This is a genomic window from Pleomorphomonas oryzae DSM 16300 (genome assembly GCF_000422965.1).
GTDB classification, from domain to species: Bacteria; Pseudomonadota; Alphaproteobacteria; order Rhizobiales; family Pleomorphomonadaceae; genus Pleomorphomonas; species Pleomorphomonas oryzae.
This window is the reverse complement of record NZ_AUHB01000004.1, coordinates 314,384-327,812: the sequence shown is the minus strand read 5'-3', so window position 1 is coordinate 327,812 and position 13,429 is coordinate 314,384. Positions and strand designations below refer to the sequence as shown.

The window sequence follows — 13,429 nt, the reverse complement described above, 5'->3', positions numbered from 1 at the left end:
ATGACTGATGCGTCCGCTGGCGGCAGCACGCCGCCGCGGACGGTCCGGGTCTGGGATCCGGTCGTCCGCCTCTTCCACTGGACGGTGGTGATAGCCGTCTGCCTGAATCTGTTCGTTCTCAAGCCGGGTCGGCTTTATCATCGCTACGTCGGCTATGTGGTGATCGGAGCCGTGGTGATCAGGCTCATTTGGGGCTTTGTCGGCACGCGCTATGCCCGCTTCTCGGATTTCTTTCCGACGCCGTCACGCCTCGTTCCCTACCTCAAGGCGCTCGTCCGGCGCGAGGAGCCGCGCCACATCGGCCATAATCCGGCCGCTGCGGTGATGATGCTGGCCCTCATGGTCTTGTTGCTGGCCACTGGAATTACCGGCTGGATGACCACGCTCGACGCCTTCTGGGGAGAAGAGTGGCTTGAGGAGTTGCATGGGGGCTTTGCCAACGCCATCATGGTGCTGGCGCTGGTCCATGCGGCTGCCGCCATCCTAGAAAGCCTGCGCCACCGGGAGAATTTGGTCTGGTCGATGGTGACGGGTAGAAAGCGCGCCTGATGCGTCTTCTTCTGGTCGAGGACAGTGCCCGCCTCGCAGCCCTGCTTGGAGAAGCAGTGCGCGAGGCTGGCTGGCGCCTCGATGCGGTTGGTACATTGACTGAGGCGGAAGCGGCAATTGCCGCGACCGACTTCGATCTGATCCTCCTCGATCTCGGCCTGCCGGATGGCGATGGGCTGGATCTGTTGCGAGCGATCCGTCGCGCCGCCGACGTAACGCCGGTGCTGATCATCACCGCCCGTGGCACCGTCGAGGAACGCATTGCCGGCCTCGACGCCGGTGCCGACGATTATCTGGTCAAACCCTTTCACCACCGCGAGTTCCTGGCGCGATGCCGGGCCATGCTGCGACGATCGCCGACGGCGTTGCAGCCGGTGCTGGTCGCCGGCCAGCTCACCTATGATCCGGCAACCGCCCTTCTGAGCGCCAATGGCGAAGCGATTGCCTTGCCGCCGCGCGAAAGGGCGCTCTGCGAGGCGCTGATGCGCGATGTCGGCCGTCTGGTGCCGCGCCGCCGGTTGGAGACGACATTGTCCGACTATGATAGCGAGCTCACCACCAATGCGCTCGACCTTGCCGTTTCGCGTCTGCGCAAGCGGCTCGAAGGCCTTGCCAGCGGCGTTGAGATCGCCACGGTGCGCGGCCTTGGTTATCTGATGCGGGAATGCCTTGCCGAGGATGCCGGCGAGGCGGCGCCATGAGCGGACGCCGGCGCAAGCGGCTTGCCGGATTGGTTGCCCGACGCATTCTGATTTTCGCTTTCCTGGCCATGCTGCTGCAAGTGGCCCAGATCTTCTCTCGCTATTGGTTCGACGACCAGGAACTCGGCTATATCCTGATCGAACGGGAGACCGAGGCGATCGCCGCATCCATCCATCGCGTGGCCGGGGTCTTGACGATCGACCCGAAAGCGCCGGTTCTCAGCCGTTATAGTGGTGTTGTCGACGAGGCCGATGACGCCGGTCTGATCCATGACGATGGCAATCTTGCCAACCATCTGCCGCCTGCCACCTTCGTGCGTATCCGCACCGAGGAGGGGCGGGCCGTCTACTCCAACTGTGGCGAAGAGTGCGAAGAGCATTTCCTCCCCCCATCGGAAGAGGCGCCGGATGACTGGCATCGAATGATCGAACCGGGCAAGCCGCTCAGCGTTGCTGGTGGCCGTGCCTTCCTCATCGATGGCGAGCGGGTGCTTGTCGATGTGGCGGTCCTTCACGACCCGGACGATTTCCTCGCCGCCATCCTGACCGGCGAAATGATCGATCACATGTTGGTGCCGATGGGACTGATGCTGGCCCTGACAATCGGCGCCAGCATATTCTCGATCAGCACGGCGCTCCGGCCTGTGTCGGCGGCGGCCCGAGCGGCCGATGCCATCGACCCTCGCTCTCCGGTGCCCCTGGCGATCGACGACGCGATGCCTAAGGAAATCGCCGGTTTTGTCGAAGCGATCAACCGGCTGTTTGCGCGCACCGCCGAGATGGTGAAGGCTCAAAAGGTATTTTCGGCGGCCGTCGCCCATGAGATACGAACGCCGCTGGCGGTCTTGCGCCTTGAGCTCGACAGGATCAACGATCCCCGTGCTCGCCGGGCCCAGGCCGATATCGAGCGCCTGTCGCATATTCTAGAACAGCTGACGGCGCTGGCTCGTCTCGATGTCGTGGATGACGCCGCTTTTGTTGAAACCGACCTTGCCGATCTCGCCGCCGGTATGGTTGCCGACATGGCGCCTCTCGTCATCGATCGGGGCTCGACCATTGCCTTCGAAGGTGGAGGGGCGGTGAAGGTGGAGTTGGTACCTTCGCTGATACAGAATGTGGTGCGAAATCTGATAGAGAACAGCCTGAAGCACGCTGGCCGCGGCGTCGATATTCTCGTAGTGGTCAGTGAGGATGGCAGTCTCACTGTCTCCGACAACGGCTCAGGTTTTGTTCCTTGCGAAGTGCAGGGCGAATTCGGTCGCGTGAAGGCATCGGGGTCGCTCGGCCTTGGCCTTACCATCGTCGAGCGGATTGCCGAACTGCATGGGGCTGCACTTTCCATTCGCTCCGCTCCGGGCGAAGGTTGCAGTGTCCGCTTCGCCTTCGCCCATTGATGAGGAAACGATGTTCAATTCACTTGGCAACCGCCGTCGGTTTTCCGACCTCAACGAGCAGGAGATCCTGGCGCTGGCCATCTCCAGCGAAGAGGACGACGCCCGCATCTATGCGAGTTATGCTGAAAAGCTGCGCAAGGACTTTCCCGCGACGGCGGCGATGTTCGATGACATGGTCAAGGACGAAGACGGCCATCGCCGCTTCCTGATCGCCGAGCACCAGCGGCTGTTCGGGCCGGTGATCCCATTGATCCGGCGCGAACATGTGGCCGGTTACTATGCCCGCCAGCCGGTGTGGTTGGTCGAAAATCTGGGGGTCGAGCGTATTCGCGAAGAAGCGGCGCGCATGGAGGCGCAGGCCTATAAATTCTATCTGGAGGCGGCCAAGCGGGTCTCGGATGCCGGTGCCCGCCGCCTGCTCGGAGATCTCGCCGAGCAGGAACGCCACCATATGGAAGGCGCCGAGGCTGCCCGCGAGGAGAATGTCGGGCCATCGGCGGAGCAAGAGGAGGCGATGGTCGCCCGTCGCCAGTTCATCCTCACCTACGTGCAGCCGGGTCTCGCCGGGCTGATGGATGGCTCGGTGTCCACCTTGGCGCCGATCTTCGCGACCGCCTTTGCCACGCAGAACTCCTGGACCACCTTCCAGGTGGCGTTGGCCGCCTCGGTGGGAGCAGGCATTTCCATGGGCTTCACCGAAGCCGCCCACGACGACGGCGTCATCTCCGGCCGCGGCTCGCCGATCAAGCGCGGCCTTGCCTCCGGTATCATGACAGCGCTCGGTGGCCTTGGTCATGCGCTGCCCTATCTGGTCCCCAATTTCCATCTGGCGACGGCGATTGCGCTCTGTATCGTCTTCATTGAGCTTTGGGCGATCGCCGGCATCCAGAACCGCTATATGGAAACGCCGTTCTTCCGGGCGGTGATTCAGGTGGTGATTGGCGGTGCGTTGGTACTTGCCGCCGGCATCCTGATCGGTGGTGGCTGACGTATCCGGCGGAATTTTACACACTTCGCGAAAAACAGCGGGGCGGCATGGGCCGCCCCCTTTGTTATCAGGCGTGCCGGTTCTGGCGATGATCGATCAGATCGGTCACCACCGAGGGATCGGCCAGCGTCGAGGTGTCGCCGAGCGAGCCGAAGTCATCCTCAGCAATCTTGCGCAGGATGCGGCGCATGATCTTGCCCGAGCGCGTCTTGGGCAACCCCACGGCGAACTGGATCTTGTCGGGCGAGGCGATCGGTCCGATCTCCTTCCTCACCCACTGCGTCAGCTCGCTGGCCAGCGTGTCGGTCGGTGTTTCGCCTTCCATCAGTGTGACATAGGCGTAGATGCCCTGTCCCTTGATGTCGTGCGGGTAGCCGACGACGGCGGCCTCGGCCACTTTCGGATGGGCGACCAGCGCGCTTTCCACTTCCGCCGTCCCCATGCGGTGGCCGGCGACATTGATGACGTCATCGACGCGGCCGGTGATCCAATAATAGCCGTCCTCATCGCGTCGGGCGCCGTCGCCGGTGAAATACATGCCCAGATACGTGGAGAAATAGGTCTGCACGAAGCGGTCGTGGTCGCCATAGACCGTACGCATCTGGCCGGGCCAGCTTGTCAATATCACCAGGTTGCCTTCAGCTGGCCCTTCCAGGACGTTGCCGAGCGCGTCGACGATGGCCGGCTCGACACCGAAGAACGGCCGCGTCGCCGATCCCGGCTTCAGGCGGGTGGCGCCAGGCAGCGGCGTGATCAGGATGCCGCCGGTCTCGGTCTGCCACCAAGTGTCGACGATCGGGCAGCGGCCGTCGCCGACCACGCGGTGGTACCAGAGCCAGGCCTCCGGGTTAATCGGCTCGCCGACCGTGCCGAGGATGCGGAGCGATGCTCTCGATGTGCGCTTCACCGCTTCTTCGCCATGGGCCATCAGCGAGCGAATGGCCGTCGGCGCCGTGTAGAAGATCGTCACCTTGTGGCGGTCGATCACTTCCCAGAAGCGCGACGGATTGGGATGGCTCGGCACGCCCTCGAACATCAGCGTCGTCGCGCCGTTGGCGAGCGGACCGTAGAGCACATAGGAATGGCCGGTCACCCAGCCGACGTCGGCGGTGCACCAGTAGACATCGTCTTCGTGACAGTCGAATACCCACTGGTGGGTCAGCGAAGCATAGACGAGGTAGCCGCCGGTGGTGTGCAGCACGCCCTTGGGACTGCCGGTCGATCCGGACGTGTAGAGGATGAACAGCGGGTCTTCGGCGCTCATCGGTGAGACGGGACAGTCGGTGGCCATGTCCTTGGCCGCCTCGTCATAGTAGACGTCGCGTCCCTCCTGCATGGCGACTGGCTTGCCGGTCCGGCGCACCACCAAGACCTTGGATACCCCTGGGCATTTTTCGAGCGCCGCGTCGACGTTAGCCTTGAGCGGAACGCGGCGGCCGCCGCGTATGCCTTCGTCGGCGGTGATGACCACCGAGCAGCCGGCATCGCGGATGCGGCCGGCAATGCTGTCGGGCGAGAAACCGGCGAATACTGCGGAATGGACGGCGCCGATGCGAGCACAGGCCAGCATGGCGAAGGCGGCCTCGGGAATCATCGGCAGATAGATGGTGATGCGGTCGCCACGCCTGACGCCAGCCGTCTTCAACACATTGGCAAACCGGCAGACCTCTTCCTGAAGCTCGCGATAGGTTATGGCGCGCTGGTCGGCCGGATCGTCACCTTCCCAGAGGATGGCCACCTTATCCGGCGTGCGGTCGGCATGGCGATCAACGCAGTTATAAGCGGCGTTGAGAATGCCGTCCTCATACCAGCGGATCGATACATGATGCGGATCGTAGGAGGTGTTCTTCACCCGCGTGAAGGGCTTGATCCAGTCAAGCCGGCCGGCCATCGCCCCCCAGAAGCCGTCGGGATCTTCGATGGAGCGCTTATAGAGCTCCAGGTACTTGTCGTTGTCGATAAAGGCCGACGCGGCAAGCGCCGCAGGCACCTCGAAAACCTCACCACCGGACATATGTGACACCTCCATCGCGCAGGGCTCCCCCTCGTCCCCACGCCAATCGGCTGCACTATGGTCCGGCAAAACACGTAAATCCATTAGCCGCCCGGCTAATTGGCGCGGCGACGATGCCGAGGCTTGCTCAGATGAAGCGCCAGACGCGGGTCGTTTTGACGTCGCGATCCTCGATGGCGCGGGGCACGGCTACCTCGTAGCTTGCCAGCGGCTCGATGCCGGCGGCGGGCAAATAGGTACGACCGGGATCGCCAAACAACACGGCGGCACCGGCCGATTGGGCAGCGCGCAGGAAGGGCTCGACACGCACGGCCATCGGCCGCTCGTAGAAAACGTCGCCGGCCAGCACGAGATCGAAGCCGGCGGCGCCACAGTCGAGAAAGTCGGTGTCCGGTGCGCTCAACACTATGCCGTTGTCGGCGGCGTTGATCAGGATGGCAGCGCGGGCGTAGGTGTCGATGTCGGCGGCGACCACCTCACGGGCGCCGGCGAGCTTGGCGGCGATGCCGACCACACCAGAGCCGGCGGCGAAATCGAGCACGCGGGCACCGCGAACGATATCGGGATGGTCGAGCACGTAACGGGCGAGGGCCTGACCGCCGGCCCAGGCAAAGGCCCAGAACGGTGGGGGCAGACCGGCGCGGCCGAGGTCGGTCTCGGTCGCCTGCCAAAGGTCCATCGCCTCGTCGGCGAGCCGCAAGCGGATCTCCGGCACCAGCGGCGGCGCCTTGGAACGGGTTTCGCGCAAAATGAATGCGCGCTCGCGGGAAAGGTCGGTCACCGCTCGGCCATGGCGAGGACGATATACCACTCCTCGTCGGTCACCGGCTGCACCGAAAGGCGCATCGAGGTGACCAGGCTCATCTTGGACAGCGAGGGCTCGGCCTTGATCTCGGCCAGCGTGACCGGACGCTTGAGGTCGCGGATCGCTCGCACGTCGACACAGTCCCAACGCGGATCATTGGTGGTGCTGTCGGGGTGGGAGAGGGCGGCCACCTCGCAGATGCCGACAACGGCGAGGCCCTCGTTGGAGTGATAGAAAAAGCCCTGATCGCCTACCTGCATCGCTCGCATGTTGTTGCGGGCGAGATAATTGCGCACGCCATCCCATTCGGTACCGGCCGCGCCCCGTGCCTTGAGGTCGGCAAAAGAGAACTTGAAAGGTTCGGACTTGAACAGCCAGTGGGCCATGGGCGCTCCCTGTTGCGGCGTGGCGGCGGCGTCAGCCGGGCGCGCCGATCACCCATTTCCATGGCTTGATGTCAACACTTTCGAACAGGCCGGCGCGGGCATAAGGGTCCTCGGCCAGCACGGTCTGCAGCGTCTTGAGGTCGACAGCCTCGGTGATCAGCAGCGAGCCGATCATGTTGCCGGCTTCGTCGAGATAGGGGCCGCCAACCAGGATCGTGTCGGCGTTGGCTTTAACGTAGTCGAGATGGGCAGCGCGGTTGGCCTGCCGGACGGGGAGAAGCCCCACCTTGTCGATGCAATTGACGACATAATGCATGGTTCGCCTCGAATGCGGACGATGGAATGAGGCGGACCCTAGAGCATTTCCCAGCGAGAGGGAACACTCTGATCGAAAAGGAGATGCCTGGGCTGGGGTTCCCGCCTCTCGTCATGAAATGCGAGGCGAAAGCTCGACCAGCGGTGTTCCAAAGCAAGCAACCCCAGCGGAACGAACCGCTGGGGCCACTTGTCGGAAGGTCTAGCATCTGTCGTCATCGCCCGTTGCGGCCGCTCGCGTTCCTGCGGCCGGTCCAGACGATCAGATGGCGACGACGTTCGGTACGGCGGAGGTAGCCGGCGCGCCGAGGGCGCGATGATAAGCAGCACCGATGCCGCTGAAGATGCCGGGAGCGAATACGTCGATCACCTCGGTGCGGACACGGGCGGCGTAATCGCCGGCCACCGACAGGAAGGTGAGCGGCGGGAAAACGAAGGTCCGCTCGGTGGAGCTGACGGTCGGCGCCGATATGGCTGCCATGACCACCGACTTCGGAACGTTCATGTTGAAGGCGAAGGCCCCGGTGGAAGAAGCGGCAACGAGGAGGGAAGCGGCTGCCGCGGCGACGAGAAGGCGTTTCATCTTGCAGGAACTCCGGAACGCGATTGCCTGGTTTGTATCAGTGCCGGTTGAAGGCCTCGTTCCGAGATAAACGGCAATTTTTGCCTTTCCGTCAGGTTTTTGTTAACCCGCGGCGCATCCCTCTTTACTGGTTGTTAGCCATGCTGGCGCCGCATTTACAGTAGCTTGGCGGAAATGGCGCTTCTTCGGCTTTTTCGCGGTGAATGGCCGTTAGGAATTATGAATTTTCCGATCCCATTAAATGGTAATACTTATGAAGTTCCCCGGCTGAGCAATGGTAAGACTTTGTTGATGCTGTTCAGAGATTCCCATCCATGACGTTGCCGAGCCTGCTGACATACCCAGATTTCCGGCTTCGGGTTGTTGCCGAACCGGTCACGGCGTTCGACGACGGGCTGGTCACGCTGGCCAACGATCTCGTTGCCGCTGTCGTCGCGGCACCGGCGATCGGCCTTGCTGCCTCGCATATCGGCGTTCTCCGGCGGGTTATTGCCGTACGGCCATCGGAGGCGGAAGCGGTGCGAGTCTACGTCAATCCGGTCATCGCGTGGGCTTCGGCGGAGACCATGATCAACGAGGAGGGATCGGTCTCCATGCCTGGCGTCAGCGCCGAAATCGAGCGGCCGCGCGCGGTGCGTGTCGGCTACTCGGATCTTCAGGGTATCAGTTGCGTCGAGGAAGCCGAGGGCTTTCATGCCGCCGTACTGCAACATGAGATCGATCAGCTCGACGGCGTGTTCTGGATCGTGCGGCTGTCGCGCCTCAAAAGGGAGCGGGTGATCAAGCGATATCAGAAGCTCGGCAGCCCTTCTGCCTCCTTTGCCACTTTACCGCCGCGAGATTTCCCCATTCATAGCTAGACTGAGCCCGCTAACTGCTTTTCCTTGGAGAGCTATGCTGATCGATCGCCAACACGCCATTTTGGATCTCGCTCGCGAGGTCGGCCGCGTTTTGGTCGACGATCTCGCGGCGCGCTTCGAGGTGTCGCCGCAAACCATCCGCAAGGATCTCAACGAACTCTGCGATCGTCGCCTGCTGGCCCGCGTTCATGGTGGAGCCGTGCTCGCCTCCACAGTGAAGAACGTCGGCTATGAGGCGCGGCGTCAGATCGCTGCTTCGGAAAAGCGGGCCATCGGCGAGGCGGCCGCCTCGCTCATTCCCAATGACGCATCGCTGTTCATCAATATCGGAACGACCACCGAGGCGGTGGCGCAGGCGCTGCTACAGCATTCAGGACTGATGGTCATCACCAACAATATCAATGTTGCCAACCTGATGCGCGCCTATGCGGGCATCGATGTGGTGATCGCTGGCGGACAGGTTCGCCATGCCGACGGCGGCATCATTGGTGAGGCGGCGGTGGATTTCATTCGCCAGTTCAAGGTGGATTTCGCCATCGTCGGCACGTCGGCCATCGACGAGGACGGCGCGCTTTATGACTATGATTTTCGCGAAGTGAAGGTGGCGCAGGCCATCATCGCCAATGCGCGTCGTGTCATCCTGGTGGCTGATGAGACCAAGTTCGAGCGCACGGCGCCGGTGAGGATTGGTTCGGTTGCGCAGGTTGATGTCTTCGTTACCGATCGTTGTCCCCGCGAAAGCGTGCGTCGCTTATGCGGCGAAGCGGAGGTTGAGCTCATTGAAACCGCTTCCAGTCATGGCGGGCATGCGGGTGACGCTGTATAATTTCGTCGGCTGGCCGCGTATGGTTCTTTGCACCATCGTGTCGGTCTGGTATCCACGTGACATGTTGGAATCCAACGGGGTAAGAGGGCATTTTGGGGAGGCCGGGTGAGCCGGCACCGCATCGTGGTGGTGGCGTGGGAACTTTATGTCTCGCGCACTGTTCCCGCGCCCAAGTGAATGACGAGTGGAGCCGCTGTGGACCTTTCTGACGGGAATCCCATGATCGATCGCCGTGACTTTTTGACGCAAGCATTGACGGCGATCGGCGCTGTCGTGGTTGCGACTGGCGTGCCAGTCGCGGCGCGGGCGGCGACGCAGCAGCACCAGTTCGCCGTCACCGGGCCGTTCACCCGTTCGACGGTGGCCGAGATCGCGCGTGCTCTGGCCAAGAAGGCCTACGAGGCGCCGGACACCAGCTTGCCGCCGATCCTCGAAAATCTGACCTACGATCAATATCGCGATATTCGATTCCGTCCCGAGGCAGCGATCTGGGCAGACAAAGGTTTGCCCTACCAGATGCAGCTCTTCCACCGCGGTTCCTATTTCAAGGAGCCGGTGGAGATGGCGCTCGTCGCGAATGGTCAGGCGACGCACGTTCCTTACGATCCCAATCTGTTCAGTTATGGGCCGTTGGTGCCGCAGCCGATTCCGGCTGAAGACATCGGCTTCTCCGGATTCCGTCTGCATTCGCCGCTCAACAAGCCCGATGTGTTTGACGAGGTGCTGGTGTTCCAGGGGGCGAGCTACTTCCGTTCGCTTGGCAAAGACCAGACCTATGGCTTGTCGGCGCGTGGTCTCGCTCTCAAGACCGCCGATCCCGAAGGCGAAGAATTTCCGCTGTTCCGAGCTTTCTGGGTCGAGACGCCGGCCGCCGGTTCGGATACCTGCGTCGTCAACGCGCTGCTCGACAGTCCCTCGGTGTCGGGTGCTTACCGCTTTACCATCCGACCCGGACTGCCGACCACCATCGACGTCGAGGCGCAGCTGTTCCCGCGTGCCGATCTCGAGAAGGTCGGTCTCGCGCCTGGCACGTCGATGTTCTACTTCTCGGCCAACGGTCGCACGGAGATCGACGACTTCCGGCCGGAAGTGCACGATTCGGACGGCATGCTGATGGTTACCGGCCGAGGTGACCGCTGGTGGCGGCCGCTGGCCAATCCTAAAGAGTTGCAGATTTCCGCCTTCCAGGATCGTAGCCCGCGCGGCTTCGGCCTTGTTCAGCGCGATCGCAGTTTCGATTCCTACCAAGATCTCGAAGCATCCTATCAGCGGCGGCCATCGCTTTGGATCGAGCCGGTAGGCGATTGGGGCGCTGGTGCGGTGACGTTGGTGGAAATTCCCACCAATTCCGAAATTCACGACAACATCGTCGTCTACTGGGCGCCGCAGGACAAGATTCCGGGCGGCACTGAGTATTTCTTCGCCTACCGTCTGTTCTGGGGCAATGACCCGGCATTGGCGGCCGGCTCTGCCTATGTCACCGCGACGCGGTCAGGGCGGGCGGGTGTCGGCGGACCGACGCCGGTGCGCCTCTTCGTCATAGACTACGGCTTCTTCCAAGGCGTCGATCCCGCCAAGCTCGGCAATGCCAAGGCATCGGTTCAAGCGTCCAAGGGCACGGTGAAAAACGTCGTCGTCGTCCCCAATTCCGAAACCAAGGGACTGCGCCTCTCGTTCGAACTCGATCCGCAGAACGAAACTCTGATTGAGCTGACGGCGGCGCTGACCTTCGAAACGGGGCCGGCAGCCGAGACCTGGGCCTTCCGATGGACAGCATAATTCGCGACGTCGCCGTCAGTGGGCGATACGCTACCGGAATGCCGCCGGAGCATCCGGCCGACATGCCGCCGCAGGATCTCAAGCGGTTCAGCCGCAAGAGCCGGCGGCATCTGGTGAATTCTCACAGTCGCTCGTCGTTTCTGAAGCGCTTCGCGGTGATCGGCGGTACGGCTGCGTTGCTCGGCTATGCCGTCAGCGAGATGTACGCGGTGCTGGCACTTGGCGATCTTACGCCCATCGAGCGTATCGTGCTGGGCCTGTTCACCATCACCTTCGCCTGGATCGCCCTGTCGTCGGTGGCCTCGGTGTTCGGGTTTCTGAAGTTGGTCAGCCGCCGGTTCGCCCGGCCGGCGCCATGGTCGGACGAGCCGCTGCGCAAGCGCACGGCGATGCTGATGCCGACTTACAACGAAGACCCGTCGCGCATCTTCGCCGCCATCGAGGCGATGGCCCGCGATGTCGAGTCGCTCGGTCAGAGCCACGCCTTCGACTGGTTCGTGCTGGCCGATACCACCGATCCTGACGTGGTGTTGCAGGAAGAAGCGGCGCTGCTGGCCGCTCGCGAGCGCATCGGCGGCTTTACCCGGATCTATTACCGCCGCAGGCGTAACAACACGGCCAAGAAGGCCGGCAACGTTGGTGACTTCTGCAAGCGCTGGGCGAGTGCCTACGACCATCTTCTGGTGCTCGATGCCGACAGCCTGATGGAAGGGCGGACCATCGTCGAGTTGGCGCGCCGGATGGAAGCCGACCCCGACGCCGGCCTCATTCAGACGATTCCCATGCTCGTCAACGGCACCACGATCATGGCCCGGCTGCAGCAGTTTGCCGGCCGTGTTTACGGACCGGTGGTCGGCACGGGACTCTCCTGGTGGGTCCAGAAGGAAGGCAACTTCTGGGGCCATAATGCCATCATCCGCACCGAGGCCTTTCTGAATTCGGCCGGCCTGCCGGAGCTCGGCGGCAAGCCGCCGTTCGGCGGCCACATCATGAGCCATGACTTTGTCGAGGCGGCGCTGATCCGCCGTGCCGGCTGGAACGTCATCATCGCCGACGATCTCTCCGGCTCCTACGAGGAAAGCCCGCCGTCACTGGTCGACCTCGCCATCCGCGACCGCCGCTGGTGTCAGGGTAACCTGCAGCATTTGAAGGTGATCGGCGGGCGGGGCCTGCACTGGGTGTCGCGCTCGCATATCCTCACCGGCATCATGAGTTATCTCGCTTCGCCCTTGTGGCTGCTCTTGATCCTCTCCGGTCTCGCGCTGACGCTGCAGGCCCATTACATCCGGCCGGAATATTTCAAGGACGAGTTCCAGCTGTTCCCGTCCTGGCCGCGGATCGACGCCGAGCGAGCGCTCAGCCTGTTCGCCCTTACCATGGGCGTGCTGTTCCTGCCCAAGGTGCTCGGCCTCCTCGCCTTCTTCCTGAACTCGCGCGACCGCAAGGCATCGGGCGGCTTCGTCGGCCTCCTACTGTCCTTCCTTTTCGAAATGGTGGTATCGGCCCTGGTCGCGCCGATCATGATGCTGATCCAGACGGGCGCGGTCACCGAGATCGTGCTACATCGCGATGCCGGCTGGAAGCCGCAGCGGCGCGACGACGGCGGCTTGCCGATCGGCGATCTTATCGTTCGCCATCGCTGGCACGTGCTGGCCGGCCTGGCGTTGGCCTGGGCAGCGATCGCCGACAGCTGGGAGCTGTTCGCCTGGTTGTCGCCGGCCATTGCCGGCATGGTGTTCGCCGTGCCGATTTCCGGCCTTACCGGTTCCAACGCCGTCGGTCGCTTCGTGAAATGGCTTGGTCTGCTGAGAATTCCGGAGGAGCACCATCGTCCCAATATTCAAGGACGCATGGATGAGGCTCGGCCTGCCTATGTCGAGGCGGTTGCCACCGCGCCCAACCTTGTCGAAATCGTCGCCGACCCTGATCTTTTGATGCAGCATCTCGCGTTGATCGATCGCATGGCGCCGCGTCCGCCCGGACGCGTCGACCCGGTGTCGGCACTGGCGCTGGCCAAGATCGGTGAGGCGGAGACCATTGAAGAGGGTGTCTCCTTCCTCGACTCCAAAGAGCGGGCAACGCTGATTGCCACGCCGCGCATTCTCGACGCGCTGGCGCAAAAGCCGCTGAGGCGCCACAGCGTGGCGGAGAAGACGGCTCGGTCCGCCTGAGCAAAGCGATGGCGGCCGCCGCCATCGCCATGCGTGCTGGATGCAGCCGGCATGCGCG

13 protein-coding genes are annotated in these 13,429 nt (G+C 63.0%); 8 read left to right on the top strand and 5 right to left on the bottom strand.

What is annotated here, in order from left to right; all coding sequences use genetic code 11:
* From G522_RS0109180 to mbfA, 4 genes are read left to right on the top strand one after another with little or no spacing between them, the layout of a single operon-like run.
* Positions 1-549 (top strand): cytochrome b/b6 domain-containing protein, encoded by a 549-nt coding sequence (locus tag G522_RS0109180; protein WP_026790786.1) that lies wholly within the window; start codon positions 1-3, stop codon positions 547-549.
* Positions 549-1,250 (top strand): response regulator transcription factor, encoded by a 702-nt coding sequence (locus tag G522_RS26240; protein ID WP_051228473.1) that lies wholly within the window; start codon positions 549-551, stop codon positions 1,248-1,250. The genes G522_RS0109180 and G522_RS26240 overlap by 1 nt, the downstream gene beginning before the upstream one ends.
* A complete protein-coding gene (locus G522_RS0109170; RefSeq protein WP_026790785.1) occupies positions 1,247-2,644 on the top strand; it encodes a sensor histidine kinase in 1,398 nt (465 codons plus the stop codon). Before G522_RS26240 ends, G522_RS0109170 begins: the two co-directional genes overlap by 4 nt.
* A 10-nt stretch (positions 2,645-2,654) precedes the next feature.
* A complete protein-coding gene (gene mbfA, locus G522_RS0109165) occupies positions 2,655-3,632 on the top strand; it encodes an iron exporter MbfA (protein WP_026790784.1) in 978 nt (325 codons plus the stop codon).
* A gap of 67 nt (positions 3,633-3,699) precedes the next feature.
* Here mbfA and acs read toward each other — a convergent pair whose 3' ends face one another.
* The 5 genes from acs to G522_RS0109140 form a co-directional block, all read right to left on the bottom strand.
* Positions 3,700-5,661 carry an acetate--CoA ligase gene (acs, locus tag G522_RS0109160; protein WP_245586627.1) on the bottom strand — a complete coding sequence of 654 codons (1,962 nt, stop codon included), beginning with the start codon at positions 5,659-5,661 and terminating at the stop codon, positions 3,700-3,702.
* 112 nt (positions 5,662-5,773) lie between these two features.
* Positions 5,774-6,427, bottom strand: coding sequence for a class I SAM-dependent methyltransferase (locus G522_RS0109155; RefSeq protein ID WP_026790782.1), 654 nt, complete (start codon positions 6,425-6,427; stop codon positions 5,774-5,776).
* Positions 6,424-6,837 (bottom strand): EVE domain-containing protein, encoded by a 414-nt coding sequence (locus G522_RS0109150; protein ID WP_026790781.1) that lies wholly within the window; start codon positions 6,835-6,837, stop codon positions 6,424-6,426. Before G522_RS0109150 ends, G522_RS0109155 begins: the two co-directional genes overlap by 4 nt.
* Positions 6,838-6,868: 31 nt before the next feature.
* Entirely contained in the window at positions 6,869-7,153 is a 285-nt protein-coding gene (locus G522_RS0109145) for a YciI family protein (protein WP_026790780.1), read from the bottom strand.
* Between the two features lie 261 nt (positions 7,154-7,414).
* Entirely contained in the window at positions 7,415-7,735 is a 321-nt protein-coding gene (locus G522_RS0109140) for a hypothetical protein (protein WP_026790779.1), read from the bottom strand.
* A gap of 314 nt (positions 7,736-8,049) precedes the next feature.
* On the opposite strand from G522_RS0109140, the gene G522_RS26235 reads away from it, so the two are divergent.
* The 4 genes from G522_RS26235 (at position 8,050) to mdoH (ending at position 13,371) form a co-directional block, all read left to right on the top strand.
* Positions 8,050-8,595: a peptide deformylase gene (locus G522_RS26235; protein WP_051228472.1), complete on the top strand. Its 546-nt coding sequence runs from the start codon at positions 8,050-8,052 to the stop codon at positions 8,593-8,595.
* A gap of 34 nt (positions 8,596-8,629) precedes the next feature.
* Positions 8,630-9,421 carry a DeoR/GlpR family DNA-binding transcription regulator gene (locus tag G522_RS0109130; RefSeq protein WP_026790778.1) on the top strand — a complete coding sequence of 264 codons (792 nt, stop codon included), beginning with the start codon at positions 8,630-8,632 and terminating at the stop codon, positions 9,419-9,421.
* Positions 9,422-9,640: 219 nt separating this feature from the next.
* The gene (locus tag G522_RS26230; protein WP_051228471.1) at positions 9,641-11,200 is read left to right on the top strand and encodes an OpgD/OpgG family glucan biosynthesis protein; all 1,560 of its coding nucleotides are present in this window, start codon (positions 9,641-9,643) and stop codon (positions 11,198-11,200) included.
* On the top strand, positions 11,188-13,371 hold the full coding sequence (gene mdoH, locus G522_RS0109120) for a glucans biosynthesis glucosyltransferase MdoH (protein ID WP_210162905.1): 2,184 nt from the start codon (positions 11,188-11,190) through the stop codon (positions 13,369-13,371). Before G522_RS26230 ends, mdoH begins: the two co-directional genes overlap by 13 nt.
* Positions 13,372-13,429: the final 58 nt, after the last annotated feature.

Coding starts and splice junctions, on each gene's coding strand:
- G522_RS0109180 (WP_026790786.1), top strand. CDS start 1: ATGACTGATGCGTCCGCTGGCGGCAGCACGCCGCCGCGGACGGTCCGG.
- G522_RS26240 (WP_051228473.1), top strand. CDS start 549: ATGCGTCTTCTTCTGGTCGAGGACAGTGCCCGCCTCGCAGCCCTGCTT.
- G522_RS0109170 (WP_026790785.1), top strand. CDS start 1,247: ATGAGCGGACGCCGGCGCAAGCGGCTTGCCGGATTGGTTGCCCGACGC.
- mbfA (WP_026790784.1), top strand. CDS start 2,655: ATGTTCAATTCACTTGGCAACCGCCGTCGGTTTTCCGACCTCAACGAG.
- acs (WP_245586627.1), bottom strand. CDS start 5,661: ATGGAGGTGTCACATATGTCCGGTGGTGAGGTTTTCGAGGTGCCTGCG.
- G522_RS0109150 (WP_026790781.1), bottom strand. CDS start 6,837: ATGGCCCACTGGCTGTTCAAGTCCGAACCTTTCAAGTTCTCTTTTGCC.
- G522_RS0109145 (WP_026790780.1), bottom strand. CDS start 7,153: ATGCATTATGTCGTCAATTGCATCGACAAGGTGGGGCTTCTCCCCGTC.
- G522_RS0109140 (WP_026790779.1), bottom strand. CDS start 7,735: ATGAAACGCCTTCTCGTCGCCGCGGCAGCCGCTTCCCTCCTCGTTGCC.
- G522_RS26235 (WP_051228472.1), top strand. CDS start 8,050: ATGACGTTGCCGAGCCTGCTGACATACCCAGATTTCCGGCTTCGGGTT.
- G522_RS0109130 (WP_026790778.1), top strand. CDS start 8,630: ATGCTGATCGATCGCCAACACGCCATTTTGGATCTCGCTCGCGAGGTC.
- G522_RS26230 (WP_051228471.1), top strand. CDS start 9,641: ATGATCGATCGCCGTGACTTTTTGACGCAAGCATTGACGGCGATCGGC.
- mdoH (WP_210162905.1), top strand. CDS start 11,188: ATGGACAGCATAATTCGCGACGTCGCCGTCAGTGGGCGATACGCTACC.